Consider the following 24,419-nt stretch of genomic DNA (forward strand, 5'->3'; position numbering starts at 1 on the left):
ACCCCACGGCCTGATCTCTACGATGTGCCGCTGCTCAGTTTCGCCGAACACCAAGGGAAGCCGCGCAGTCAGTAGCGAACACTATCGCCGGGACCTACAGCCAGCCGACCCGGCGATTCAACCACTCCCGCGCTACGTGCGCCGAACATGCTTGGTAGTTGCGGAGTTTCGGCGACCGCGGTGGCGGAGGTCGGCGGCTGTGGCGTTCCCAGTAGCCGACCAGCGCGCAGAGGAAAGCATCGATGGCAGCGGGGTCGGTTCCGCGGGTGACGGGATGTACTTCAAGGATCGGGTTCGGGTCGATCCCGCTGGCGGCGATCGACGGCGCAAGTGAGACGAGATCGATCCATGCCGCGCCGCGACATGGCCATGCCCAGTCGACCACGACGACGGTGCCGTCGGGGCGCAGCAGCATGTTGTCTGGGCGAAGATCGGTGTGCAGCAGGGTTTCACCGACAGCGCGTTCACCCCACGTCGATTCCAGCTCGGCCAGTCGATCGAGATTACGCAAGGACCACTCATCTAAGTCGGCAGGTGGACCGTGTTCGGCGAACTGCTGCCAGCAGATCAGCTCAGGGCCGTAGGCGTCGGCGATGGTCGGCGCATCCGGTATCGGATTGGGTGTGAGCACGATGGCGAGCTGCTCGACAGTGGTGAGTACGGCGGCCAGCTCTTGGGGCTGGTCGAGGTTCGGGTGGCGGCCGTCGACGTCGTCGAAGGCCGCGACGAACCAGCCGTGGGTTTCAAATGTGGATTGAAGTTGTGGCGAGGGGACTTGCGCTGGTAGTTGGGCGGAGGTGTGGGCCTCAGCGCGGTACATCGGTACAAGCTCGTCGTCGGTAGGGATTGCTTTGACGAATGCCGTTGTGTTGTTGGACAACACGAGGCGAGCGGCCATTCCATGGCTGAAGCCACCGCGCTGACCACCTGCCGACAAGACGCGGCCGCCGATCCGTTGCTCGATCGCAGCCCGCACCTGTCGGGGTAGTTGCCCCCACTCGATCCGGTTCGCCGTGCTCTCGTCATCGGCCACGGCCTCATGATGCCGTCAGCGCAGTACGTTCCACCAGCGAATATTCCGATCGCGCCGCTCCCGGCTATACCAGATGGCCGATCCCGCACAGCGAGGTGAGGTCCGGTGCATTTCGTACCCACCGCGCCTAGGTGCTGTCGTGGAGCACCGCCGACATCCACACCATCCGGTCTGCTGCAGCGCTACACGTAACCACCTGTAGGCATGGATCGAGCCCGGCCCGAAGGGGGATTAGGGGCCGGGCTCGATAGGTCCCGCGTGCGACGGGACGATCTAGGGGCGTCGGAACTCGCCGTCATTCACGCCAGCGGTGAAAGAATCCCATTCACCTGGGGCGAACACTAAGGCAGGACCAGCGGGGTTCTTCGAGTCCCGGACACCGACATGCCCACCATCAAGGAAGGCGACCTCGACACACTCCTGACCACCTGCGCTGCGGCTGGACTTGAACCACTTAGCCCCGGTCAGATCAACGCTCACTCTCATGCTCCCTTTGCTATCGCTCTCAAAATGTCTCGGCTTGGGCGGGGGTCTGGGCTCGCTGCGTGCAACGTCTCGTACGCTTCACGGTACCTCCGCACGTCGGGTGCACGCTCGAAGTACATCCCGCCCAGGACGTTCTCAGCAAACACTACGGCCGGGTCGGACTCTTTACCCCGTGCATCCAAGCCGAAGTCCAGTATTACGAACGGTGGCAGCCCACTACCGTACGGGAAGCCTGCCCAGAACGGCAGTATGCGGATGTCGATGTTGTCATGCGTGCTCAGGTCTGCCAGATGCCGCAATTGGGCAGCCATCACGCCCTGGTCACCGACGACAGTCCGCACCGCCGACTCGTGCACAACCACTGACACAGTCACCGGCTGGCGGCTCCGTGTGAGGATCGCTTGGCGTTGGGCTCGGAGTTCGACTCGTCGATCGAGTTCGCTCTCTGTGTCGTCAGGGAAGAACTGGCGGTCGAGGACTCGCGAGTAGTCCGCAGTCTGGAGCAACCCTGGCACGATCAGCGGTTGCCAAAACCGGAGTTGCTTTGCGCCAGCTTCCAGACCGACGTACAGATTGAAGGTCGCCGGAATGAGATCGCCGTACGCGTGCCACCACGACTTAGCGGGAGTCTGCTCGGCAAGCCCTTTGGCTATCGCAGTCTTCTCGTCATCAAGGCCGAATATCTCGCACAGCGCCAAAACGTCACGGACTCTTACTCTTTCGGAAGTCCCCTTCTCAAGTCGCTGATAAGTAGCCTTGCCCCACTCCATGAGTTCGGCGGCCCGCTCTTGACTTAACCCGGTTCCTTCTCTGGCGTCCTTTAGGAACCGGCCAAGCTGCCTACGCGGCAGTGTGCTGCCCGTTTCTTTGGATTCGTCATCGGTCACGCTGTCCCCATATCTCCCCCTAGCGGCTCACCCTGGGCCGCTTGTGCGGCCCACTATGAGCCGATCGTACGGCCCGGCCCAAGCCTTGCCCTGCGGTTTTGAGCCGATTTCCTGGACCTTTGTGTCATACCACCCCAACATTGGCACTTGACACATGCTGATCTGCATGGCAAGTACTACCCGACTTAGCAAGGCGGAGACTGCTGCATTGGCGGCGCTCAGGCCGGGGGGCGTCTTGTCCGCCGATTCGCTGGCGCGCTCGGCCGGACTGACCGGGCCAGCGGCCCGCCGCGCGGTGCTGAACCTCCAATCGGCAGGACTCGTTTACTACGGCGGTATGTCGGGGCAGCACGGATATCAAATAACCGATAGAGGCCGAGCCCTGATCCCGGCCTCACGCCTTTTCAGCTGGTAGACGGAAGGATCGAACATGCTGCACATCACCTCCACCAAGTACGGCGAGGCCGTCTGGCACATCGCCCACCGACAGATTTGGATGGAGTCCTTCACCGACTGGCGCGAGCCCGGCCCCGCCTACCGCCTGCGCATGGACGGATCAACAGTCGAAATCCCGAACGGCAGAAGGGGAGTCGTCTATTTCGGCGAAGCCGAACAGCGCCCTGACTTGCCTTTCGTGGAGGACAATTTTCCCGGCCATCGCGATCTGTGGCTCGCTGTAGAGGTTGCCTACTGGGATGTTGTCGAGCCGTTGGACCATTTGCGGGTGGATGATCTTTCGCCCGTGGTGTCGGCGCTCGATTACACCACCGGCGAGTGGGCCATCAACGAGATCCGCGAAATCGTCGACACCGCAAGGGCGGTCGCGTAATCACTGCACGCACTACACCTGATCGGTTGGCGCAACCCATGGACCGCGTACCCGGATTGAATCCGAATGTGCCTGCCTCCTCACGTATTTGGGACTATTTGTTGGGCGGCAAGGATAACTACGACACCGACCGTGAAGCGGTACACCGAATGTTGACTATCGCCCCTGATACTAAGATGCTCGCGGACTTGTCGCACCAATTCCTCTGTCGGACAGTCGAATCAGTGGCCAAGACGGGCATTCGACAGTTCATCGACCTCGGCGCGGGCATCCCCACCTTCCCCGACGTGGGGGATCTGGCCCGCAAGATCGAACCATCCGCACGGGTCGCATATGTGGACAACGATCCGATTGTTCATGCTCACTGTGACGCGCTGCTAGCTGATCGGCCCGGCGCGACAGCGCTACTGGCTGACATCAGATGTCCGCACGACGTGATCGACCAGATCAAAACCAGTTCGACTATCGACTTCGGCGAACCGGTCGCGGTCCTGATGACCGGAGTCTTGGGCTACGTGACCCGGGACGAGCAGCCCGAGGCGATCATCCGGGCATTCCGGGAGGTAATGGCACCCGGTAGCTACCTGGTGATCACCCACGCCACCGACGACTCGAACGAGGATCTACGCCACCAGATGATCGCCGACACCGAGAACACCCCGGCACAACCTGAGGTTCCCCCCAAATGGTGGACGGGGGGTTATGCGGCCGAAGTGGCCGCGAGGAGTGACCGCTCATAATTGTCGGGGCTGAGCATCCCGATCGTGGAGTGGCGTCTTCTACTGTTGTAGAAATTCATCCATTTGTCAACTGCTGCAACGAGTTCCGCTTTGGTGGCGAAGGTGTGTCGATAGTAGTATTCGTGTTTGAATGTCGACCACAGGCTTTCCGCGCCGGCATTGTCCCAGCATATTCCGGTCGATCCCATGGATCGGCGCAGACCGTGCCGATCGCAGGCGGCAGCCATGTCGTTGGCGGTGTACTGGCTACCTCGGTCCGAATGCAGAACCGTGCCCGCACACGACCCGCCACGCGCCGCTACCGCCCGGTCCACGGCGTCGGTGACCATCTCGGTCCGCATGTGATCGGCCACGGTCCAGCCGAGCACCTTCTTGGAATGCTCGTCCTTGATCGCGCACAGGTACATATCGCCTTCACCGCAAGTCAGATAGGTGATGTCGGAAACCCAGACTGCGTCTACACGGCCCTGGTCGAAAAGACGTTGCACCAGGTCGTCCGGGAACGACGCGGTCGGGTCCACGATCGTGGTCCGCACCTTGAAGGTGCGCGGGCTGATCCCGGCCAGCCCGATCTCGGCCATGATCGCCGCGACCGTCTTCTCCGACACCCGATCACCGCGATCGCGCAGCTCGGCGGTGATCCGCGGAGCCCCGTAGGTCCCATCGGAGTCTTTATGGACGGCAAGGATCTTCACCGTCAAGTCGGCGCGCCGCTGCTGCCGATCGGTCAACACAGGGGCCGTCTTCCGCTTCAGGTACGCGTAGAACCCTGAGGTCGATACACTCAACAACCGCGCCATGCGCGTGATATCGGCTGTGCTGCCGTTGATTTCGGTGGCGGCGCACTGCGCTGCCATCAGCTCGAACCGGGCCGGTTCTGCTGCATCGCCGCGAAGTACGCGCTCGCTTTTTTTAGGAAACTGACGTCTTTCTCCAGCTCGCTGACCTGCTTGCGTAACCGGAGCAACTCTGCCCGCTCGGCCGGGCTCAACGGCTGCTCGCCGTGTACCTCGGCCGCCGCTATCCGGCGGCGTTCGTCTTGGACCCATTTAGCGAGAAGGCTTTCATGCAAACCCAACTCGCCAGCCACCGCGGCGATCGTGCGACCGGAATCGATCACCCGATGCGCGGCCTCGACCCGGTACTCGGCCGTGAACGACCGGCGCTTCCGAGACGATGACATACTGGACATCCTTCCAGCAGGACCGCGATCCCGCTAAATCGGTGTCCACTGCTTGGGGGGAGCCTCAACCGACGTTCCGATCACGAGAGCAAATCGAAACGCTCATCAAAGGGTTCGATCCGCAATCGCCGGGTTTGGTCCCGGTACAGAACGCTCTTGACCCCGAACTGCCCGCAACCCGCCTGGTCATGCTGTCCGCGGTATGCCGGGTGTCCTGAAACTCTTTGCAACAGAAGGGATTAACGTGTCGACAGAGAGCATCGACCGCGCTGTCTCAGTACCCGAGGAGCCCTATGTTCGCGCGCTGATGGCGGGAATGGTGGGTACTCACGGGCAGTCTCTGGGTGAAACCACTTCTGCCGGATGGGATTTCATTCAGTTCTGGGCTATCGCGTCGGTGGATGAGCACACAGCAACCGACCTGGCCTGCGCCAGGATCGGCCTAGAGAACTTCGACGGCTGGTCTGGGATCAACGACACTGCGGCACGCTCGCGCGAGCTGTTTCCGCGACTGTGGGGTTTCGGGCTGACCTGGTGCGGTGGCATCGAGGTCTTCGCCAGCCCGACCCGCTACACCTACGACCAGCGCCTAGCAGCCCTGTTCGATCGGTCCCCGGCCAAACACAGCGGTGTGAGGGCGATGATCTTCGACCCCTACCGCATCGCCTACGCCGCCTTCCTGCCCTTCGGGTCCGGACTCAGCGAACACCGCGCCGACACCCGCGCCGACACCGCCGCATGGGTAGCCGAGTGCAAAGAAGGCGGACCTATCGCCTTGGCCTGGGCGCAGGCACTGGGCCTTGCCCCCCGAAGTCAACCGTGACGTGATCGCCCAGTTGACCGCCGACGCGCCCGCTGCGGCGCAGCCCGAACGGTAACCCGCGATGGCCGAAAATGCCCTCTACGCACTGGAAATGATCCCTGACCCTCCGGCCGACCAGGAACGCGGCACGGCACTGCACGTCGGTACGCAAGAGGACTGCGTCGACCGACTGATGGCGGCGGCTGAAGCCTCCCGTAACGCCGATCTGCATTGGCTGGACGAGTACAGCTTCCGCGCCGAACTCCCCGACGGCTACCGCATCTTCCGTGTCTCCCAAGTCCAACAGGGCGCGGAAAGCCTGTTCCCGCACACCATCCCCGCACCCGCCGCCAAGGATCGCGGGGAACCATGAACCGAATCCGCCGGGCCAGAGCACCGCCCCACCGAGACACCCACGTGAATAACCCAACTCGACAATGCCCCTGGCCGCCCCCATTGCCGGACCAGGGAGATGCTCTCGTCTGACACCCCCAGGAACGGCGATCACCCTGGGGGCGTCGCGACCACCGGCAACTGCGCGGGGCTGCTGCTGATTCCGTCCCGCCCAGGCATTGTCAGTCAGATCACACGAGCCGCGTCAAGGGTGACCCGCGCTCGACAAGAGTTCCCAGTTAGATAGCACAAAAAAGGAGGCGCATGTCCGTACAACCGGTGACACAAGCTCTCATCCTGGCCGGAGGCCAAGCCACCCGCATGAGGCCATACACCGACGACGCCCCGAAAGCCATGGTGCCCGTCGCAGGCGCACCTATCGTCGGCTATCAACTTACGTGGCTCGCACAGCACGGCGTCGATTTCGTGACCATCAGCGGCGGCTACCGGCACGAGATGATCCGCGACTACGTGGGCGACGGCTCCCTGTTCGGTCTCGAAGTCCGGTACGCGATCGAAGATGAGCCCCTAGGGCGCGGCGGTGGCCTCAAGTACGCCGCTCGCCAGCTGGCCGACCCGGACTCCCCGTTTTTCGTGTTGAACGGTGACGTGATCACCACCTTCTCATTGACCGACCTCACGACGTTCCACGCCGAGCGGAGCGGCGATGTCACCGTCGCCCTGTCGCCTTACCGGTCGAACTGGGGCGTGGCGGAGCTGCAAGGCGATCTGATCAAGGGCTTCACGCAGTCACCGGAGCTGCCGTACTGGATCAACGCCGGGGTGTACGTGTTCAACCCTGAAGTCGTGGAGTTGTTGCCGGACAGGGGAGATCACGAAGACAGCACGTTCCCGATGCTGGCCGCTGACGGGCGGCTGGTGGGTTATCGACTGTCCGGGTACTGGCGTGGCATCGACACCGTCAAGGACGTGATCGAGGCGTCCAAAGAGATTCGCGCACATGGGCGTGTGCTGGCCGAGGAATTCCGGACCACTGATCTAAACACCTAGTGCCTCGTCAAGCAACCTTCGGTAGGTAATCAGGCAGCCGGATCTTGGAGTTGACCGCGAACTCGCGTTTGGGTTGCGCGTGCTGGTTGTACCAGCGGATATAGGCACCGATGGCGGCGTCCTGTTCGCCGTGGCTGCGGTGGTCGGTGCCGTTGAGCGCGAAGTAACGCAAGGCCGCGAACTCGGACTCGATCCAGTTCAACCACGACGAATAGGTCGGAAGGAACACCAGTTCCACGTCGTGGGCCGCTGACCAGGCCCGCACCTCGGCTCGCTTGTGCGGGGAGAAGTTATCGGCGATGACGTAGAGCTTCTCGTCGGGCCAGCGCGCCCGCAGCGACTTCAGAAGTGCCAGGAACTCCTGCCATCGCTTCCGATCCCGGATCCGGTAGTGGATCTTGCCGGTCCTCAGGTCCAACGCCCCGAGCAGGTGCCGCACGCCCTGGGTGCGGTGGTAGGTCGCCCGCAATCGTTTCGGTTTTCGCTGCGTGAACCAGCCGCGACCTGCGCGGGGTTGCAGGTTCAACGGTCCGAACTCGTCCACGCAGACCACCCGCCCGCCTGCGGGCGGGTGGTCGTAGAGGTCGAGGATCCGGTTCATTTTGGCGGTGAACTCGGGGTCGGTGCCGACCTTCCAGGTCTTGGTGGCCTGCCACGACACACCCTCGGCTTTCAATATCTTGCGCAGAGTCTCGCGACTGATGCTGGCGATCTCGTTGGTGGCCAGCGCTTCTCGCAGTTTCGACAGGCTCCACACCGAGAACGGCCAACCCAGGTCCCGGGGACAGCACCGAGCGATGCAGGCGATGCGTTCACGCGTCGCCCGATCGACCTTCTTCGGCCTGCCCCCGCTCATTTTGGACACCGTTGGCGAATTCGTTTGGGGTGGTGCGGGTTCGGCATGATTGACATCGATGTTTCGGGCATGATGTCGATGGAGGTTGTGGTGTCGTTGCGTCCGCGCAGGTGGGATGAGGTTCCGGTGGAGACGGTTCGGGTCGCTCGGACCGTGTTTCCGGAGGGTTGCCTGGCGATGCGGATGCGGGATGTTCTGGGGCAGATCTTCGCTGATGCCGAGTTCGCGGAGGTGTTCTCACGCCGCGGTCAACCCGCGATTTCACCGGCGTTGCTGGCGCTGGTGTCGGTGTTGCAGTTCGCCGAAGGACTCACCGATCGTCAAGCGGCACACGCTGTTCGGGCTCGGATCGACTGGAAATACGCTCTGGGATTGGAGTTGACCGATCAAGGTTTCGACTACTCGGTGCTCAGCGAGTTCCGTTCCCGGCTGATCACGGGCGGGCTGGAGCAGCGTGTGCTCGACGCGGTCCTGGAAGCCGTTCGACAAGCCGGATTGCTGAAGCCGGGTGGCCGGCAACGCAGCGATTCCACTCATGTGCTGGCATCGGTCCGGGACCTCAACCGGCTCCAGTTCGTGACCGAGACACTACGATCCGCGCTCAACGCCCTTGCCGCCGCGGCACCCGACTGGCTGGCCGGTATCGCCGAACCCGAGTGGTTCGACCGATACAGTGCCCGGTCGGAAGACACTCGGTTCCCGAGCCGCTGGGCGGCCCGGGCCGCCCACGCGAACCAGATCGGTTCCGATGGCATGACCGTGCTGTCGGCGGTCACCGCACCCGCTGCCGCAACGTGGCTGCGGCAGCTGCCCGCAGTGGAATTGCTGCGAAGGATATGGGTGCAGCAATACCAGCTCACCGACGAGGCGGTGGCCTGGAGAGACAAGAAAGACCTGCCACCAGCGGCGATCCGCTACTGCTCGCCCTATGACGAGCAAGCGCGCACCGGCACCAAACGCGACACCTCTTGGAACGGTTACAAGGTCCATCTCACCGAAACCTGCGAGCCCGACGCGCCGCACCTGATCACCCAGGTCGCCACCACACCGGCACCGGTCCCGGACATGGCGATGACCGCGGCGATCCATACCAGCCTGGCCGAGCGGGATCTGCTTCCCGACGTGCATCTGGTCGACGCCGGTTATGTCGATGCCGACCTGCTCGTCGCTACGCAGCAGCAGCACGGTGTCGAACTGCTGGGGCCGGTGAAGGCGGCCACCGGCTGGCAAGCCGCAGCCGACAGGGGCTACACCCTGCACGACTTCAGAATCGACTGGGACAACGAGCGGGTCACCTGCCCGCAAGGCACCGCCTCCACCGACTGGAAATCTGACCGATCCCAGGACGGAGTCCCGGTCATCAGGGTCCGATTCCCACACTCGGCATGCCGCCCCTGTCCGGCCCGTGAGCATTGCACCCGCTCCAGTTCGGGCCGACGGCTCACCATCCGCCATCGTGCCCAGCACCAAGCTCTCCAACTGGGCCGCGCCGACCAACAGACCGATCAATGGCAACAGCGTTACCAGCACCGCGCGGGCGTGGAAGGGACTGTGGCTCAAGGCATCCGAGCTTACGGCCTCCGCCGATCCCGCTATCGAGGCTTAGCCAAGACCAGCCTCCAGCACCTGCTGACTGCTGCAGGCATGAACCTCAACCGCCTCAACGCTTGGTGGGAGAACACACCACTCGCCCCGACCCGGTTATCACACTTCGCCGCCCTCCGGCCAACAGTCTGACAGCACACCGGAATTCGCCAACGGTGTCCATTTTGGGTCCAGCGCCTCGAACCCCCGTTCGTTGAACTCGTGAATCACTTGCCGCACATAGGCTTCCGAAACCTGCATCAGCCGGGCGATCGCGGGGACCGGCTGCCGCTGCGCGGAAGCCATCACCACGATCGCGCGCCGCACCCTGATCGGCTGCCTGCTCGTCTTCGTGATCTTCTGCAACCGGCGACCCTCCTCCGGGGTCACCACTCGCACAAACACTTCCGGCTTCCGGGCCACCGGCACCACCTCCGCAAGCAGCATCACCGGCCGCGAGCTCGCGATCAACCCGACACCCCATTACCGCCGCAACCTTTCTGGCCGAGGCACTAGCCACTCGGTATCGCACAGCCGTTGCCCTATGCTCTTGGCCGATGACACAGGACAAAGTGTTGTGACACGGTTGCTGGTGGCACCCAAAGATGACTCATTACAGAAAGGGGCCGCCCGGCCAGCGACGCATGCTGCGGTAACTGCCCGGGCGGCCGAAAGCGCCGAGCTTGCCACGCTATTGCGGCGCTGCGGCCAATCGGACGAGGATGCGTTCGCGGAGCTGTACGACCGGACCTGCGCGCGCGTGTTCGGCGTGGTATTGCGGGTGCTCTACGATTCCGGCTATGCCGAGGAGACAACACAGGAAGTCTATCTACAGGTGTGGCGCTGCGCCGCGACTTTCGATCCGGCCAAAGGCTCTGCTGTCGGCTGGTTGATGACCCTCGCACACCGGCGGGCGGTAGATCGCGTTCGTGCTGAGCAGTCTGCGTCCCAGCACGAAGCGGCCTATTGGTTGAAAAACATTCGTGAGGAATTCGACGAAGTCAGCGAAGAGGTGGAGCGGCGGCTTGAACAACAGGCCGTGCTCGCCGGGTTGGCCAGCTTGACCGAGACACAACGAGAGGCTGTTTCGCTCGCCTACTACGGCGGACGCACCTATACCGAGGTGGCGCACTACCTTGGCATAGGGTTGCCGACCGCTAAATCCCGAATACGGGGCGGCCTGAGTCGACTGAAGAAGAGTTTGGGTGAGCTGAGTTGAACGAGGTCTGGACCGATCTCGCGCACGCGGTGGCGCTCGCAGCGATCGGCGGCGACAACGGCAGCGCGTTACAGGACGTGCTCGACGCCGAAGACGCCCCGCTACGGGCGCAATTCCAGGCGGAAATACAACGTACTAGAGAGGTATTCGCTGTGCTCTCCATCGCCACGGCGACCCCACCTCCGATGCGGGTCCGCGCATCCGTGCTGTCAGCAGTCCACGACGACGTGAGCCACGCTGAGGTCCCCAAAGGCAGCCGGTAGGAGTATCGAATATCAGCGGATCCGCCCCCGCCCCACAAGGTTTCGACGACAGAAAGACTCATCACCTCGCCGCTGCGCTGATACGTTTGGCGGCGAACCGGTAGGAACGTGAACCAGCCGTGAACGCCCCAGACCTCTAGTTCGCGATGCCACACCGGGGCCGCAGATCGCAGCAGCCGACCCATGGCGTGACCCGCTGGCACTCCAGCGATTCGGGCGGCGCTCTTGCGCGGAACCTCGGTGAACGCCGTGGAGCGACCGTGGCGACGCCGACGTCTCAATTGCTGAGCAGCACAACATTTTTGGAATAAATCCTCTGGGATAGATCATCCGGAACCCGCCATCACGCAGCTACGACAAAAATTGAGCGAGCCGCTTGACAAACACAGAGGAACCGGCTGGTTTGCGCCAAGGCGGCTACGTGGTGGCTCGACTCAACTCCCAGTTCGCCCCAGATATCTCGGACTGATGCGTCTTCCCCGGTGTAGCACGGTGTTCGTGGCATGCTGGGCCAATGTTGACTTTGATTGCAATCTTGCTCGTGGTGTGGCTGGTGCTCGCTGTGCTCGGCTTCGTTGTCAAAGGCCTGTTCTGGCTCGCTGTCGTCGGACTCGTACTGTTCGTCGCGACGGCGGCGTGGGGAGCGATCTCTCGTCGCAGCCGCAACTAGTTCAACCCGGCTCCTAGAACGCTGCTGCTGTATATTTGGCTGTGGTGCTCCTCGGACTATGACGTCGCCCAGTGCGCCGATCGCGACGTAGATTCGGCGCCTTGCGGGTATGAATTGGTCGGCGGCATGCGCTGGGACGTGCTGCCGACGGGCGACTGGAAGGAGCACGCGTACGCCGTACCGCTCGGGCAGGCACTCAGATCTCGATAGCGGGATGGAGACGGTCCACAGTCCAAATTCGTTGGCGGTGCACGGCGAACGTCGTGCACCCGAGGGAAACGAGTAGGAATGCGAGCAGAATCGCGATGTCGCGCAACAGATTACCGGTCAGTCCGCCGGAGACGGTGACCCGAAGGCCGTCGACGAGATAGGTCATCGGCAGTAGTGGATGCAGCATGCGGAACGGCGCGGGTGTTGTTTCGACCGGATACAGCCCGCCGCACGAGGTCAGCTGCAGAATCAGCAGTACGAGCGAAAGTCCTTCGCCGACAACGCCGAACGCGACCCGCAGGAAGTGGTCGATCGCGACGAACGCCGCGGCCGCGAGGACCATCAGCCCAGCCGTCCATACCGGGTGCACGGGATCGAGCCGCAACCCGACCTGGACGACGCCGTAGAGGATGAGCCCGCCGGCCACGGCAAGCCCGGCCACCGGAAGCCAACCCGCGACGGCCACGGTCAGCGGGCTGATCCTGCTGGCCACGGCGCGCTGGTTGAGCGGCTGGATGAACAGGTACGCGAGCAGCCCGAGCACCCACAGGGCGATCGCGAAGAAGAACGGCGTCAAACCGCGCCCGTACAACCCGGCCGGGTTGAGATTGTGGCTGACGATGCCGACGGGCGAGCCGAGCACATCGGCCGCGGCGGCAGTCTGTTCGGGACTGGTATCGGGGATCTTCGCCAGGGCCATATCGACGGTGTCGGCGACTGTGGTTGCGCCGGAATGCAATTGGTCGGCACCGGTTTGCAACGTCCGACTGCTGGCCTGTAGTGACGCGAGACTGTTGGTGATCTGAACAGCCCCACCGGAGACGACCGTGGCACCGGCGGTGAGCGCATGCAGTGGCACCGCGGCGGCACGCAGGTTCTGCTGCACGGTATCGACATTGCCCGCGAGCTGGCCCGCTTTGTCGCTGGCCTGGACCGCGGCGTCATGGGCTTGCCTGGCGGTATCCGCCGCGTTGCCCGCGGTCGTCGCGATCGTTTGCGCATGGTCGAGCGCTTGCCGGAATACAGGGTCGGCCAGTAACTCTGGGTGCGCGACCGCGAGCTGGCGCAGGTCGGCATTGCCCTGGTCGGCTTGCTGATGCACCAGATCGACACCGCCCCTGACGAGTTCGAGCGACTGCGCGGCGGCACCGGTCGCATTCGACAGTGCCCCGGCCGCCGTCGGTAGCGTCGCGGTGCCGGTGTCGACGAGCTGACTCACCGCGGCGTCCACCTCGTTCCTCGCCTGCGCGAGTTGCTGTACGCCGTCGGTGATTTGGGCGGCACCGGCGGTCGACCCGGCCAGACCGGTGGCCAGCGCGGCGGTGCCCTGCTGGGCCAGCATCGACGAGTCGACCAGGGCGTGCACGCCGGTCGACGCGACGTCGAGTTGCTGTTTGACCAGGGTGAGGTCGCCGTAGATGGCTTTGGCATATGCCGCGTGCGCGGCAGTGTTCACCTGGTTCTGCAGTTCGGAGCGCGCGACATCGGCGACCACACCGACGATGAAGTTGTTGGCGTCGTTGAGAGTGATTCCGAGAGTAGCCCGTTCGGGGATCGGGTCCTGGGCGCTGATCAGTTTCCGACTGAAATCCGGCGGGACGGTGATGGTGAAATAGAAGCGTCCGTGCACGAGTCCGTCCTCGGCCTCGTGCCGATCGACGAAGTGCCACTGGAACTTCGGGGTGGCGCGCAGTTGTTGCTCGAACTGTTTGCCCGCGTCGACCACCTGACCGTTCGCGGTGACCGGCTGGTCCTCGACGACCACGGCGACCGGAATCTGATCGGTCTTGCCGTAGGGATCCCAGTTCGACCACAGATACAACGACCCGTACAGCAGCGGCACCAGCGCGAGTCCCACCGGAACAAGCTTGCGCAGCAGCGGACCACGGAATCGCCGAAACTCGAGCAGCGCCAGACGTAGTGCCTTCACACGTTCTCCTGGAGGTCGGCCAACTCGGCATCGCGGGGGTGGGCGAGGGTGATCACCGTGACGTCGTCCAGCGGCGGCGACTCCGACGCGGCGGCGATGACGGTGCAGCCGTGATCGGTCAAGGCGCGCAAGCACTCCCAGACCCACCGCGCCTCACCGCCAGTGCAGCCCGCGCCGACATCATCGACAACGATCGCGCCCGGCTGTTGCGCCGCCGCCAACGCCACGGCCAGTACCAACTGTTCGCCGGGTGCCAGCTCCCCCACCTGTAGCTGCGCGGCGGGCGCGGCCACACCCATCGCGGCGAAGGTCGCGTCCAGGGTGGCTGCGGTGAACCGCGCTCCCCCGATCAGTGCGCGCTCATCGATCACCTCGCCGACCCGAAGCCGCGGATCGAGCACACAGCCTGGATCGAGCCGCGCGACCGCCACCAGGTCCTGAATCGCGCGCGGCTGTTCGTCATAGCGCCGACCGCCGACGACGAGGCGACCGGTCACCAGCCGCAATCGGCCCGCCAACGCCCACAACAGTGACGTGCGCCCCGAACCCGCCGACCCGACCACCACGGCGAGTCGACCGGCGGGAATCTCCAGGTAGACGTTCTCGAAGGCACACCCCGCCGACCCGCGCGCAGCGAGGTTGCTGGCAACGACATCAACACCCACCCACGTCATCCGATCGAGCATAGAGACCGTTCCGTTTGCTGAGCGGCAATGCCGCACCCCGGCGATTCCACCCGCGCAATCGTCACCCTCGGACACCCTGAATATCGGGCTGGAACGAATCCGGCTCGGCCGCCGCCCAATCCACGGCCCACGACTCCGGCGGCTCGACCAGCAGTTGTCGCGGAGCAAGCCATTCGTAGAGCTCGGCATAAGAATGCTGGCCGGTCGGCGACACCTTTTTACGGAGCATGTGGGTGTTGAGGCGAGCGGGATCTGAGACTCCCAGCGATGCCATGATCTGCACGGCCTGGCTGACGGTCGCCTCGTGATAGCGACGCACGCGCACACTCTTATCCGCGACATCCAGTGCCCGCGCCCGCCGCGGATCCTGCGTCGCGACACCGACCGGGCACTCGTTGGTGTGGCACAGCTGCGCCTGAATACACCCGACCGCCATCATCATCGCGCGAGCGGAATTCGTGTAGTCGGCGCCCTGAATGAGACGCTTGACGATGTCGTTGCCGACCGCGACCTTGCCGCTGGCCCCGATCTTGATCCGGTCGCGCAGACCGGTGCCGACGAGCGCGTTGTGCACTGTCATCAGCCCATCGGTGAGTGGCAGACCCACGTGATCCTCGTATTCCAAAGGGGCAGCGGCGGTTCCGCCTTCGGCACCGTCGACGATGATGAAATCGGGTGCGGTGCCCTCCTCGAGCATGGCCTTACAGATGGCGAGTACTTCGATACGGGAACCAACACACAATTTGAAACCCACCGGCTTGCCGTCGGCCAGTTCCCGCAATCGGGCGACGAATTGGATCAGCTCGCGCGGGGTGTGGAAAGCCGAATGCGCCGAAGGACTTACGCATTTCTCGTGTGCGGGCACGCCGCGATATCGGGCGATCTCCTCGCTGACCTTCGCCGCGGGCAGGACGCCGCCGAGGCCGGGTTTCGCGCCCTGGCTGAGTTTGATCGACACCGCCTTGATCTGTTCATGAGCGGCCAGCTCGGTGAACTTGTCCGTATCGAATCGGCCCTCGTCCGTGCGGGTGCCGAAGTATCCCGAGCCGATCTCCCAGATCAGGTCGCCGCCGCCGTCGAGGTGATACGGCGTCAGCCCGCCCTCACCGGTGTCGTGCGCGAATCCGCCGAGCGCCGCACCCTTGTTCAACGCCCGCAACGCATTGGCGGAGAGTGCGCCGAAACTCATCGAGGAGACATTGAGCAGTGACATCGAGTACGGCTTGGTGCAGTCCGGGCCGCCGATCACCACTCGCGGATGCTCCTCGGGTTCCGGCACCGGGGCGATGGAGTGGACGAGGTACTCGTAGCCGACCTCCTCGATATCGCGTTCGGTGCCGAACGAGAGTTCGCCGTGGATGCCCTTCGCCCGCTCGTAGATCATCGAGCGGATGTCTCGGTCATAGGGCCGCCCGTCGAAGTTGCGCTCGATGAAGTACTGCTGCAACTCCGGACGCAGACTCTCCAGCAGGTACCGCAGGTGTCCGAGCACCGGATAGTTCCGCAGCACCGAATGCCGCTTCTGCACCAGGTCGTAGACACCGACCGCGAGCAACACCAGCAGGACGACGAGCAGCACCCACCACGCCCATGAACCGATCGCCGCGGCGACCCCTACCGCAACGGTCGCGATCGCGAGGAAACCGACTAGGAAGAATCTGAGCATGTGCTGTCGTTACCCGCCAGCGGCGAGACCATTCACCGTCGGTGGGTTTGCCGGAGGCATACAGAGGTAGTCGCCCAGCGAGTCCGGTAACTGGTGGCGAAGGGCGGTCATCGGTCTTCCTGAACAGCGCTAACGCATAGGTGCCAGCCCGTCGGTTGGGTTTCGCTTCGGCGGGTAACACCCCTGTACACATTCGAAGGGAGATCTGATGACGTTCTCGAATCAGCGACCGGTTTCGCTGCCACAGCGCCGCGACCGGGACCGGAGTCGGTTCCCCGACCACACGCGAACAACCAGAAGCCACGCGGGGGAGGGAATCGAAGACGGATACAACATCCCCGGAATCGTCCTCTGTGCGATGGGGATCGTCGCCTTAGCGTTGTGCTTGACCGCAGCGGGTTATGGATACTCGGGCTGGGCCCTGATCGGCGGCATTTCGGCAGCGGTGTTGTCCGGAGGCGGCGTGGGGTGGATCCTCCTCGAACATCGTCGTATCAAAGCCAAGGAAGGGCTGGATTTGACCGACCAGCGGGGACATTAGACCTATGTGTGCCTGCGTAGGATGCGAGCTGGTGGACTGCCCTCGAATCTGATTGCGCAGGTGCGTGATTCAGCCAGCCGCTGGCGTGATTACGGCGGTCCTCACGCGGCGGGCCTGGAGTCGGCGGTCCGGTCGATGATGGTCGCGGCCCGGGCCGCGCGAGTGCGCCACAGCCGCTACCTCCCGGTGTCGACTTGCATCGACCCACTCGCCCAAACCCGCTGTGCGCCAACGATATTGCGGATGGAGGTCTGCGCATTCACGGCCCAATCGCCTCAGTGACACAGCTGCCGCCTGCTCCGGAAAGTACCAGTACGGCCGATCCGATCCGGGCCGGCTCGCGAGGGGGCGGTGTTGTGCCGCGAATCTGCTCACCCTACCGATGAAGTGGGTTTGTGCGCGTAGGCCCGCAGCCAAGGTGGGCTGTACAACGCGCGCGGCCGCGTGGCGATGAGGCCGTCGGCGTGGTTGGTTCGCGCCCGCCAGGAATCGGTGGGCGCGAACCTTCCTGTCGCCGGGCCTGGCGCATGTTCTGCGTCGGTACCGACGGTGTTGGTCTACTCGCTGTATTCGCTGGCCCGTGCCCAAACTCGGTGTTCGGGCAGCAGACCAGAGATCGCGTCGAATGCCGCGGCGATGGTGTCGGCTGCTTGCGTGCCGGCTGAGCCGTCCGGGATACCCGCGGCGCGTATAGCGTCGGTGCCGGCCGGGGTGTAGGCGATGGCCTTGAGATGGCGATGTGCCTCCTGGAGTAGCAGATTCAGCCGCAGGTCTGCGCTGGTGCTCGCGATCAGGAGTGCGTCGAATTCGATGGAGCGGGCGGTGTCGAGGGTGCGCGAGACGACGACCTGCTGTGCGCCGTTTCCGAGTTCTCCACCATGCGGTGCGATGACCAAAGGCGTCATCGACTGATCGGCGATGGTGGCGAGAGTGGAGCTCAGATCCGCGAGGTCGGCGTCGGTATCGGCAAAGATGCCGATGATGCGACCGCCGCTGGGCCAGGTACCGCCGATCTGCGAGAGCGCGGGCGATGCCTGCACCTTGACCTTCTTGCCCGCCTTTCCCGGCAGCGGTATGCCGAGCCCGGCCGCGACGGTCTGGGCGAGCTGCTCGTCGATCTGTCGCAACACGGTGACCGCGCGCTGTTTGATCGCCTTCTCGTAACATTTACCCAATTCGAAGGTGTACGCCTTGGCGACATGTGCTTGCTCGATCGCAGTGAGGCTGGCATAGAAGATCCGCGCCGAGCTGAAGTGGTCGTCGAAACTCGTCGGAGCTGCGCGGACCTTCGTTCCTTCGACGGTTTCCGGATATTCGATCAGCGCGGCGTCCTTGTTTCCGGCCAGGAACGGGCAACCCCCGTCGAGACTGTTGGGACGGTAGGGCGCGACTCCGGAATGTATTGCGGTCTGGTGCATTCCGTCACGCAACATGTCGTTGGTCCCGACGTGCGGGCGGTTGATCGGAAGTTGCGCGAAGTTGGGCCCGCCGAGGCGCGAGATCTGGGTGTCGAGATAGGAGAACAGGCGACCCTGCAGCAGGGGGTCGTCGGTCAGGTCGATGCCGCGAACAAGGTGACCAGGGTGGAACGCGACCTGCTCGGTCTGGGCGAAATAATTCGACGGATTGGCATTGAGCGTCATCGTGCCGATGACCTGCACCGGCGCGAGCTCTTCCGGTACAAGCTTGGTGGGGTCGAGCAGATCGATCCCCTCGAAGGTCTGCTCGTCGTTGTCGGGAAATACCTGTACGCCCAGATCCCACTGCGGGAAGGCACCGGATTCGATGGCATCTGCCAGATCGCGGCGATGCATGTCCGGATCGACGCCCGCGACGATCTGCGCTTCTTCCCAGAGCAGGGAGTGCACACCGAGTTTCGGCTTCCAGTGGAATTTCACCAAGACGGTCTTGCCGCGCGCGTTGATGAGGCGGAAGGTGTGCACCCCGAAGCCCTCCATCATCCGATAGGAGCGCGGGATCCCACGATCGGACATGTTCCACAGAGTGTGCGCGGTGGCCTCGGTGTGTAGCGTGACGAAATCCCAGAAGGTGTCGTGGGCGCTTTGGGCCTGCGGGATTTCGCGGTCCGGGTGCGGTTTCGCCGCGTGGATGATGTCGGGGAATTTGATGGCGTCCTGGATGAAGAACACCGGGATGTTGTTGCCGACGAGGTCGAAGACACCCTCATCGGTGTAGAACTTCGTGGCGAATCCGCGGGTGTCGCGCACCGTGTCGGCCGATCCGCGGGAACCGAGCACGGTGGAGAAACGCACGAAAACCGGTGTTTCTTTGCCCTTTTCGAACAATGAAGCACAACAGATCTTCTCGGCGGCACCGTTGGCGGCGAACACGCCGTGTGCGGCGGCTCCGCGCGCGTGAACGACCCGTTCGGGTATGCGTTCGTGGTCGAAGTGCGTGATCTTTTCGCGGAGGTGGTGGTCTTGCAGGAGGACTGGTCCGCGCGGTCCGGCCTTCAAGGAATGGTCGGTATCGGGGAGCCGTGCGCCCTGTGCCGTCGTCAGGAAAGCGCCTTGCTGGGCCATGGCCTCGGCGGGGACCTCGAGCGGTGTCCCGGTCGGGGAGCTCGGTCGCGGAGCGGCTTGATCCGGCTTCGGCGCAAGCGGCTCGCGGGGCTTGGTCGGCTCTTGCACGTTAGCTCCTGCGCTGGCCGGTGCACCCGGGGCGATGGGCTGCGTTTTCGGCTTCGCACGACGGCGGGATCCGGGCATTCGGCACCTCCTGTGATCGAACGGGCACGAAGCGCTCCCACGATGGCGGTCGAGAGAGCGCGGGGTCGGCGTACGCCGACACCGGACCGGCTATGCCCCGTCCGGTTGGGAAGCAAACGCCGCATCGGCGAGGAATCCAGTGGCCGGTGGAGCCGAGTTTCGCGGGATCAGGGACGGGCATTCGCGACTCGTGACTTCCTTATGGCTGGATCGAGTGCACGCAAAGCCGTATCCGACCCTCGAGCTCGGACTGCGGTTCGACCATGTGATCGTCGGCGGTGGTATCACCGGAGTGACGACGGCGTTGTTGCTGGCTCGCGGCGGCGCCTCCGTGGCGTTGCTGGAGGCACGCAGCCTAGGTGCCGCTGCGACGGGAAACACGACCGCGAAAGTGAGCCTGCTCCAGGGCACCCACCTGTCGAGCATCGCGAAAAAGCACTCCGAGGCGACGCTGCGCGCCTACGTCGAGGCCAATCGTGCAGGGCAACGGTGGTTGCTGGGCTTCTGCGCCGATCACGGCATCGACATCCAGCGGGAGTCGGCGTTCACCTACGCCCAAACACCGTCGGGTACCGCGCGAGTCGAGGCGGAGTTCGCGGCCTGTCGCGCCGCTGGTCTCGATGCGGACCGGGTGTACGAGCTGGAGCTGCCTTTCCCCACCTACGGGGCGGTCCGGGTCGAGGGCCAAGCCCAGTTCGATCCCATGGCCGTGCTGCACGGACTGGCCGCGAACGCCGAAAGTCATGGCGCGGTGATCTTCGAGAACACCAGGGTCGTCGGCGTCAAAGGCGACGTCGTCCATACCGAGCACGGTGAGATCCGTGCTGGGTCAGTCGTTTTGGCGACCGGGACGCCGATCCTCGATCGCGGTGGGTTCTTCGCCCGGCTGGAGCCGCAGCGTTCCTACGCGCTCGCGTTCGAGGTGCCCGAGCCGATCCAACGCGGAATGTATCTGTCCGCCGATCAGCCGACGAGGTCACTGCGCTACGCGCCCGACCCGCGGGGTGAGCTGCTGTTGGTCGGCGGCAACGGGCACGTCGTCGGACGGGAGCCCGATACCCGGTCTCAGGTCGACGATCTCATCGAATGGACTCAAAGGTATTGGCCCGAAGCTGAATTGACACATCAGTGGTCGGCTCAGGATTACTCGCCGATCGACGGATTGCCGTATGTAGGGCCCCTGCTGCCGGGTAGCGAACACATCCTCGTCGCGACCGGGTACTCGAAGTGGGGCATGACCAACGGAGTCGCTGCGGCACTGGCCATAGCGGGCCGGGCGTTCGGCGGCGGCCCGGAGTGGGCCGGCGTGCTGGAATCATGGCGGCTCCGCGAGCTCACCGGCTTGGCGACGGCGGCGAAGGCCAATGGTGGTGTGGGACTTGCCATGGTGAGCGGCTGGTTACGTGCCGGACTACACGGTGACGGGCCCACACCTGCCGAGGGCGCGGGCACAGTGCGCCGGACCGGTCTGCGCCCTGTCGCGACGTGCACGGTGGACGGCAAGACGACGACCGTGTCGGCGATATGCCCGCACCTCTACGGCATCGTCGCGTGGAACGACGCCGAAAAGACTTGGGACTGTCCGCTACACGGCTCGCGGTTCTCCTCGGACGGCAGCATGCTCGAAGGGCCCGCGACTCGTCCGCTCACGCCACGAGACCGAGGCACATTCATCGGGTGGGATGGGAGATGCCGACCAGGAGTCGGTCGGCTGGATCGGAAGGTCCCTGATCCAGGAACCGGTGGCGTGGAAGATGGCGTTCGCTATCGCGGCTGCCGCGCCGACGATCCCGATCCCGCCCGCTCCGCGTGAGCCCATAGGGTTTGCGTGCTCATCTACCTCATCGAGCCGGCGGGCTTCGAGGTCGCCGATGTCGGCGTGGGAACTGATCGTCGCTCCTGGAGAGAAGGCGACGATCGAGGTGGTGCAGGTGTCGCCGGGGGCGATCTCCCGGCGGCATCACCGACGACGCGAAGTGTGGGTGTTCGGGTTGTAGGGCGGCTACTCCTCGATTGCGCGGGCTACCTGAGTGAGGATCAGTCGTGCGAGTTCCGCTGCTTGGCTGACAGTCATCTCGTGGCCGCCGTCGCCGAGGTCGACGACGATGCTGGTGTGTGGTTGGCCTGCTATCAGGTTGTCGGAGCGGGCGAGTCCTACGCGGCGAGGATTGGCGTCCTCGGCGACGCGCATGGTCTCGTCCTCGGCGAAGTGGAGGTTTTCGCCGTCGGGTTCGTCGGGATCGTAGTGGCGTTCACACCACGACGGGCAATTGCGTAAGTGCACGACATTCGACATCTGTCGGAGCCTTTCCCTGATCCTCCACCGCAACAACCTTCCCAGAGTAGTCGCGCACGGCGGCGCGTCGTATCGGATGATCCGCCGACGCAGCTTCGCCGCTACTCGGGTTGGTGCCCAGCACCCATGTCGGCCATTACGGCGTCTGGTCGACACACCCCCGACGGATACCAGCGATGAACCGAGGGCGACACCAGCTTGGTGGCCTTGGACCGTCGCGACCTGGGCTGGTCAACCGTGATAATTGGCATCGTGACGGAGTTTGGGCAGACTGCACCGTGCGGCGCGGATGCGCTGGGGCAGATGGTGGCGGGTAGACCGCAAAGTGTTGGTAGTTTCCGGTTCTGGTTCGCCGACCAGCAGTGGGAGTGGTCCGACGAAGTCGCGGTGATGCATGGGTACCGGCCGGGTTCGGTGGTGTTGACGACCGAGTTGCTGTTGTCGCACAAGCATCCGGACGATCGTGCACACGTTGCCGCGGCACTGGCCATGGCGCTCGAAACCGGTGAACCGTTTTGCAGTCGCCACCGGATCATCGACACCACCGGTGTGGTGCACTCGGTGATCGTGGTCGGTGACCGGTTGCTCGACGACGCGGGCGAGGTCGTCGGTACCAGCGGCTTTTACGTGGATGTGAGCGACTCCGTCGAAGAGGGTCGCCGGGAGGCCATCGAGGAGACCCTGCCCGAGCTGATCAAGGCTCGTGAGGTCATCGAACAGGCCAAGGGTGCGTTGATGCTCGTGTACGGCATCAACGCCGAGCAGGCGTTCCGGGTGCTGCAATGGCGCTCGCAGGAGACCAACACCAAGCTGCGGCAGCTGGCTGAACTGCTCGTCAACGAGATCACTGCGCTGGGTGGTGGCCCGTTGTCGCAGCGGACCAGCTTCGATCACCTGTTGCTGACGGTGCACGAACAAGCAGATCCAGCAGAGGAGATTTCGTCGCTGACTTAGGGGAGATCCCTGCCTTCCGGATCGACATACGCAAGCCCAGCTCGACGACTTGACTCGGTGGCTCGACGCTACCGTGAGTTCGTGCTCAACACTGGCCACCTGTTGTTTTGGAGTTCCGGCGTGATATGCCGGGGCGGGATTGCCCACGTTCCGCGGTGGCTTCGACCGTGGTACGGAGATGCCGTTGGCGAACTCCGTACCTACGGCCTAGGACTCCATAACTCAGTCGGGCGGTTCCTGTGCGTCTTCGGGGATGGAACCGGGGATGTTCACGGCCAGGTCGTCATTCCCGTCGTAGCTTCCGGGACCAAGGTCTGCGGACGCGCGGCGGACCCCGTCGAGTGGTTGCGGTGCGGCACTGATACCCGCGAGATCAGGCGACGCACCGGGGGCGTTGCCCTGGCCAGGATCGGTGTTGTCGATGGCGTCGATCGCTGTGCTCAGTTCGTCGCGCAGGTGATTGGCGGTCGCCTCGTCTCCGGCGTCGGCTGCGGTGGTGATGTCTTGACGTAGCTGGGCGATGACGCCGCGTCTTCCGGCCTACCACCGCCTGCACGACACTGTCTGCCGCCCGTGACGCTGCCGAGACTGGGCGACGATCACGCCGCTATGCGGCTGATCTGGTTGGGGTGACCACGACAGGGTAGGCGTCAGGGAACGGAAGTTGTCCGCTATCAGGAGGAGATCGATCATGGGTTTTCCCGAACAGCAACAAGCGAAAGAGGACCGTATCCGGGTTTCTGAACGCGCTGAACATCCGCTCATGCGGCAGATGCGGATGTTTCTGAGATCGACTGCTGCCCAACGGTTGCGATGATCGCTTGAGGCGCTCGTCGGTTTGCGGCCGTGGGGAGGCGTGTGAGTTGCTTTGCGCAATAAGATGTTTGAGATTTGTTGACCAGCTGATCGACGGCATATATGCGTGCGGTCGGCAAATGCTGCTGGTTTGGTCGGCCGATAGCGGGTAAGCCGCGGATGTCAGTCGTTCGTCGGATGTGTCGGAGGTTCTAGTGTCGGAGCATGAAAGCGGGCCCCGCGAGGGTGTCGAGGGCGTGGTCGAAGGAGTGAAGGGCAAGGCCAAGGAGGCTGCCGGCGTCGTCACCGGTGATGAGAACCTCAAAGGCGAGGGACAAGCTCAGCAGGACAAGGCCGAGTCCGAACGTGAAGCCGCGCAAAAGGAAGCGGCAGCGGAGAAGGCACGCGCGGAGGCCAACGTCGACGAGGCGCGACAAGCCAGCCATCAGCACGACCAATAGCGGCACGACCACGCGTAGGGTTGACGGAGCGGTGAATTCGACTGCCCGTCAGCCCCTATTCGTCTGAGTTCATGCCTCGAGTGCTTGTGCTTTCGAGTCGGCGGCGGTTCGATGTGATGCGAGATCGGGCATCAGGGTTCATCGCGGAGTCCGGCCGACTCGAGTCGGTCGCCGCTCGGCCTTCGCCGAGTGGGC

25 protein-coding genes and 1 pseudogene are annotated in these 24,419 nt (G+C 64.0%); 14 read left to right on the plus strand and 12 right to left on the minus strand.

Annotation, left to right across the window (positions count from 1 at the left end; all coding sequences use genetic code 11):
• Window positions 1-94: 94 nt before the first annotated feature.
• The 3 genes from ACQPW1_RS10825 to ACQPW1_RS10835 form a co-directional block, all read right to left on the minus strand.
• Window positions 95-1,033, minus strand: a complete 939-nt coding sequence (locus ACQPW1_RS10825; protein ID WP_433662589.1) for a phosphotransferase — start codon at window positions 1,031-1,033, stop codon at window positions 95-97.
• Window positions 1,034-1,306: 273 nt separating this feature from the next.
• Window positions 1,307-1,513: a DUF397 domain-containing protein gene (locus ACQPW1_RS10830; RefSeq protein WP_433662590.1), complete on the minus strand. Its 207-nt coding sequence runs from the start codon at window positions 1,511-1,513 to the stop codon at window positions 1,307-1,309.
• Window positions 1,514-1,515: 2 nt separating this feature from the next.
• A complete protein-coding gene (locus tag ACQPW1_RS10835) occupies window positions 1,516-2,406 on the minus strand; it encodes a helix-turn-helix domain-containing protein (RefSeq protein ID WP_433662591.1) in 891 nt (296 codons plus the stop codon).
• Between the two features lie 430 nt (window positions 2,407-2,836).
• On the opposite strand from ACQPW1_RS10835, the gene ACQPW1_RS10840 reads away from it, so the two are divergent.
• A complete protein-coding gene (locus tag ACQPW1_RS10840; RefSeq protein ID WP_433662592.1) occupies window positions 2,837-3,235 on the plus strand; it encodes a hypothetical protein in 399 nt (132 codons plus the stop codon).
• A 38-nt stretch (window positions 3,236-3,273) separates the two neighbouring features.
• A complete protein-coding gene (locus ACQPW1_RS10845; protein WP_433662593.1) occupies window positions 3,274-3,975 on the plus strand; it encodes an SAM-dependent methyltransferase in 702 nt (233 codons plus the stop codon).
• Here the strand turns inward: ACQPW1_RS10845 and ACQPW1_RS10850 are convergent.
• Window positions 3,936-5,024: an IS3 family transposase gene (locus ACQPW1_RS10850; protein ID WP_433653973.1), complete on the minus strand. Its 1,089-nt coding sequence runs from the start codon at window positions 5,022-5,024 to the stop codon at window positions 3,936-3,938. The two genes, ACQPW1_RS10845 and ACQPW1_RS10850, sit on opposite strands and share 40 nt — an antisense overlap.
• Window positions 4,916-5,167, minus strand: a pseudogene (locus tag ACQPW1_RS10855) (transposase); the annotation flags it as partial. The gene ACQPW1_RS10850 and the pseudogene ACQPW1_RS10855, both read right to left, overlap by 109 nt.
• Before the next feature lie 193 nt (window positions 5,168-5,360).
• Here ACQPW1_RS10855 and ACQPW1_RS10860 point away from each other — a divergent pair.
• From ACQPW1_RS10860 to ACQPW1_RS10870, 3 genes are all read left to right on the plus strand, one after another.
• Window positions 5,361-5,981, plus strand: a complete 621-nt coding sequence (locus ACQPW1_RS10860; RefSeq protein ID WP_433662594.1) for a hypothetical protein — start codon at window positions 5,361-5,363, stop codon at window positions 5,979-5,981.
• 61 nt (window positions 5,982-6,042) lie between these two features.
• Window positions 6,043-6,333: a hypothetical protein gene (locus tag ACQPW1_RS10865; protein ID WP_433662595.1), complete on the plus strand. Its 291-nt coding sequence runs from the start codon at window positions 6,043-6,045 to the stop codon at window positions 6,331-6,333.
• Window positions 6,334-6,617: 284 nt separating this feature from the next.
• On the plus strand, window positions 6,618-7,364 hold the full coding sequence (locus ACQPW1_RS10870) for a nucleotidyltransferase family protein (RefSeq protein ID WP_433662596.1): 747 nt from the start codon (window positions 6,618-6,620) through the stop codon (window positions 7,362-7,364).
• A 7-nt stretch (window positions 7,365-7,371) separates the two neighbouring features.
• Here ACQPW1_RS10870 and ACQPW1_RS10875 read toward each other — a convergent pair whose 3' ends face one another.
• The gene (locus ACQPW1_RS10875; RefSeq protein ID WP_433662597.1) at window positions 7,372-8,220 is read right to left on the minus strand and encodes an IS630 family transposase; all 849 of its coding nucleotides are present in this window, start codon (window positions 8,218-8,220) and stop codon (window positions 7,372-7,374) included.
• Between the two features lie 90 nt (window positions 8,221-8,310).
• Here ACQPW1_RS10875 and ACQPW1_RS10880 point away from each other — a divergent pair, with 90 nt between their 5' ends.
• Window positions 8,311-9,957: an IS1182 family transposase gene (locus ACQPW1_RS10880; RefSeq protein WP_433665190.1), complete on the plus strand. Its 1,647-nt coding sequence runs from the start codon at window positions 8,311-8,313 to the stop codon at window positions 9,955-9,957.
• On the opposite strand, the gene ACQPW1_RS10885 is transcribed toward ACQPW1_RS10880, so the two are convergent.
• On the minus strand, window positions 9,925-10,275 hold the full coding sequence (locus tag ACQPW1_RS10885) for a helix-turn-helix domain-containing protein (RefSeq protein ID WP_433662598.1): 351 nt from the start codon (window positions 10,273-10,275) through the stop codon (window positions 9,925-9,927). The two genes, ACQPW1_RS10880 and ACQPW1_RS10885, sit on opposite strands and share 33 nt — an antisense overlap.
• Before the next feature lie 73 nt (window positions 10,276-10,348).
• Between ACQPW1_RS10885 and sigK the strand changes: the two genes are divergently transcribed.
• The 3 genes from sigK (at window position 10,349) to ACQPW1_RS10900 (ending at window position 11,956) form a co-directional block, all read left to right on the plus strand.
• The gene (sigK, locus tag ACQPW1_RS10890) at window positions 10,349-11,023 is read left to right on the plus strand and encodes an ECF RNA polymerase sigma factor SigK (protein ID WP_433662599.1); all 675 of its coding nucleotides are present in this window, start codon (window positions 10,349-10,351) and stop codon (window positions 11,021-11,023) included.
• Entirely contained in the window at window positions 11,020-11,286 is a 267-nt protein-coding gene (locus ACQPW1_RS10895) for an RskA family anti-sigma factor (protein ID WP_433662600.1), read from the plus strand. The genes sigK and ACQPW1_RS10895 overlap by 4 nt, the downstream gene beginning before the upstream one ends.
• Window positions 11,287-11,800: 514 nt before the next feature.
• Entirely contained in the window at window positions 11,801-11,956 is a 156-nt protein-coding gene (locus ACQPW1_RS10900; RefSeq protein WP_433662601.1) for a hypothetical protein, read from the plus strand.
• Between the two features lie 196 nt (window positions 11,957-12,152).
• Here the strand turns inward: ACQPW1_RS10900 and ACQPW1_RS10905 are convergent, their stop codons facing one another.
• The 3 genes from ACQPW1_RS10905 to ACQPW1_RS10915 form a co-directional block, all read right to left on the minus strand.
• Window positions 12,153-14,096, minus strand: coding sequence for a YhgE/Pip family protein (locus ACQPW1_RS10905; protein ID WP_433662602.1), 1,944 nt, complete (start codon window positions 14,094-14,096; stop codon window positions 12,153-12,155).
• Window positions 14,093-14,770, minus strand: a complete 678-nt coding sequence (locus ACQPW1_RS10910; protein WP_433662603.1) for an ATP-binding cassette domain-containing protein — start codon at window positions 14,768-14,770, stop codon at window positions 14,093-14,095. Before ACQPW1_RS10910 ends, ACQPW1_RS10905 begins: the two co-directional genes overlap by 4 nt.
• Window positions 14,771-14,843: 73 nt before the next feature.
• Window positions 14,844-16,448, minus strand: coding sequence for an FMN-binding glutamate synthase family protein (locus ACQPW1_RS10915; protein ID WP_433662604.1), 1,605 nt, complete (start codon window positions 16,446-16,448; stop codon window positions 14,844-14,846).
• Window positions 16,449-16,656: 208 nt separating this feature from the next.
• Here ACQPW1_RS10915 and ACQPW1_RS10920 point away from each other — a divergent pair, with 208 nt between their 5' ends.
• Entirely contained in the window at window positions 16,657-16,989 is a 333-nt protein-coding gene (locus tag ACQPW1_RS10920) for a hypothetical protein (RefSeq protein WP_433662605.1), read from the plus strand.
• Window positions 16,990-17,546: 557 nt separating this feature from the next.
• Here the strand turns inward: ACQPW1_RS10920 and ACQPW1_RS10925 are convergent.
• The gene (locus ACQPW1_RS10925) at window positions 17,547-19,718 is read right to left on the minus strand and encodes a catalase (protein ID WP_433662606.1); all 2,172 of its coding nucleotides are present in this window, start codon (window positions 19,716-19,718) and stop codon (window positions 17,547-17,549) included.
• Window positions 19,719-19,908: 190 nt separating this feature from the next.
• On the opposite strand from ACQPW1_RS10925, the gene ACQPW1_RS10930 reads away from it, so the two are divergent.
• Entirely contained in the window at window positions 19,909-21,531 is a 1,623-nt protein-coding gene (locus tag ACQPW1_RS10930) for an FAD-dependent oxidoreductase (RefSeq protein ID WP_433662607.1), read from the plus strand.
• 58 nt (window positions 21,532-21,589) lie between these two features.
• Complete coding sequence (locus ACQPW1_RS10935) at window positions 21,590-21,715, plus strand: hypothetical protein (protein ID WP_433662608.1); 126 nt, start codon at window positions 21,590-21,592, stop codon at window positions 21,713-21,715.
• 5 nt (window positions 21,716-21,720) lie between these two features.
• On the opposite strand, the gene ACQPW1_RS10940 is transcribed toward ACQPW1_RS10935, so the two are convergent.
• Window positions 21,721-22,014: a DUF6907 domain-containing protein gene (locus ACQPW1_RS10940; RefSeq protein ID WP_433662609.1), complete on the minus strand. Its 294-nt coding sequence runs from the start codon at window positions 22,012-22,014 to the stop codon at window positions 21,721-21,723.
• 252 nt (window positions 22,015-22,266) lie between these two features.
• Here ACQPW1_RS10940 and ACQPW1_RS10945 point away from each other — a divergent pair, with 252 nt between their 5' ends.
• Together ACQPW1_RS10945 and mbp1 are read left to right on the plus strand one after the other, a co-directional pair.
• Window positions 22,267-22,968: a PAS and ANTAR domain-containing protein gene (locus tag ACQPW1_RS10945; RefSeq protein WP_433662610.1), complete on the plus strand. Its 702-nt coding sequence runs from the start codon at window positions 22,267-22,269 to the stop codon at window positions 22,966-22,968.
• A 1,010-nt stretch (window positions 22,969-23,978) separates the two neighbouring features.
• The gene (mbp1, locus tag ACQPW1_RS10950) at window positions 23,979-24,224 is read left to right on the plus strand and encodes a microaggregate-binding protein 1 (protein ID WP_433662611.1); all 246 of its coding nucleotides are present in this window, start codon (window positions 23,979-23,981) and stop codon (window positions 24,222-24,224) included.
• Window positions 24,225-24,419: the final 195 nt, after the last annotated feature.

Source organism: Nocardia sp. CA-128927 (genome assembly GCF_050955855.1).
In the GTDB taxonomy this organism is placed as follows: Bacteria; Actinomycetota; Actinomycetes; order Mycobacteriales; family Mycobacteriaceae; genus Nocardia.

Excerpts from the sequence above, each read along its gene's own strand:
- ACQPW1_RS10840 (WP_433662592.1), top strand. The coding sequence starts at position 2,837 with ATGCTGCACATCACCTCCACCAAGTACGGCGAGGCCGTCTGGCACATC.
- ACQPW1_RS10845 (WP_433662593.1), top strand. The coding sequence starts at position 3,274 with ATGGACCGCGTACCCGGATTGAATCCGAATGTGCCTGCCTCCTCACGT.
- ACQPW1_RS10850 (WP_433653973.1), bottom strand. The coding sequence starts at position 5,024 with ATGGGTCCAAGACGAACGCCGCCGGATAGCGGCGGCCGAGGTACACGG.
- ACQPW1_RS10860 (WP_433662594.1), top strand. The coding sequence starts at position 5,361 with ATGCCGGGTGTCCTGAAACTCTTTGCAACAGAAGGGATTAACGTGTCG.
- ACQPW1_RS10865 (WP_433662595.1), top strand. The coding sequence starts at position 6,043 with ATGGCCGAAAATGCCCTCTACGCACTGGAAATGATCCCTGACCCTCCG.
- ACQPW1_RS10870 (WP_433662596.1), top strand. The coding sequence starts at position 6,618 with ATGTCCGTACAACCGGTGACACAAGCTCTCATCCTGGCCGGAGGCCAA.
- ACQPW1_RS10875 (WP_433662597.1), bottom strand. The coding sequence starts at position 8,220 with ATGAGCGGGGGCAGGCCGAAGAAGGTCGATCGGGCGACGCGTGAACGC.
- sigK (WP_433662599.1), top strand. The coding sequence starts at position 10,349 with ATGCTCTTGGCCGATGACACAGGACAAAGTGTTGTGACACGGTTGCTG.
- ACQPW1_RS10900 (WP_433662601.1), top strand. The coding sequence starts at position 11,801 with ATGTTGACTTTGATTGCAATCTTGCTCGTGGTGTGGCTGGTGCTCGCT.
- ACQPW1_RS10910 (WP_433662603.1), bottom strand. The coding sequence starts at position 14,770 with ATGACGTGGGTGGGTGTTGATGTCGTTGCCAGCAACCTCGCTGCGCGC.
- ACQPW1_RS10915 (WP_433662604.1), bottom strand. The coding sequence starts at position 16,448 with ATGCTCAGATTCTTCCTAGTCGGTTTCCTCGCGATCGCGACCGTTGCG.
- ACQPW1_RS10920 (WP_433662605.1), top strand. The coding sequence starts at position 16,657 with ATGACGTTCTCGAATCAGCGACCGGTTTCGCTGCCACAGCGCCGCGAC.
- ACQPW1_RS10925 (WP_433662606.1), bottom strand. The coding sequence starts at position 19,718 with ATGCCCGGATCCCGCCGTCGTGCGAAGCCGAAAACGCAGCCCATCGCC.
- ACQPW1_RS10935 (WP_433662608.1), top strand. The coding sequence starts at position 21,590 with ATGTCGGCGTGGGAACTGATCGTCGCTCCTGGAGAGAAGGCGACGATC.
- ACQPW1_RS10940 (WP_433662609.1), bottom strand. The coding sequence starts at position 22,014 with ATGTCGAATGTCGTGCACTTACGCAATTGCCCGTCGTGGTGTGAACGC.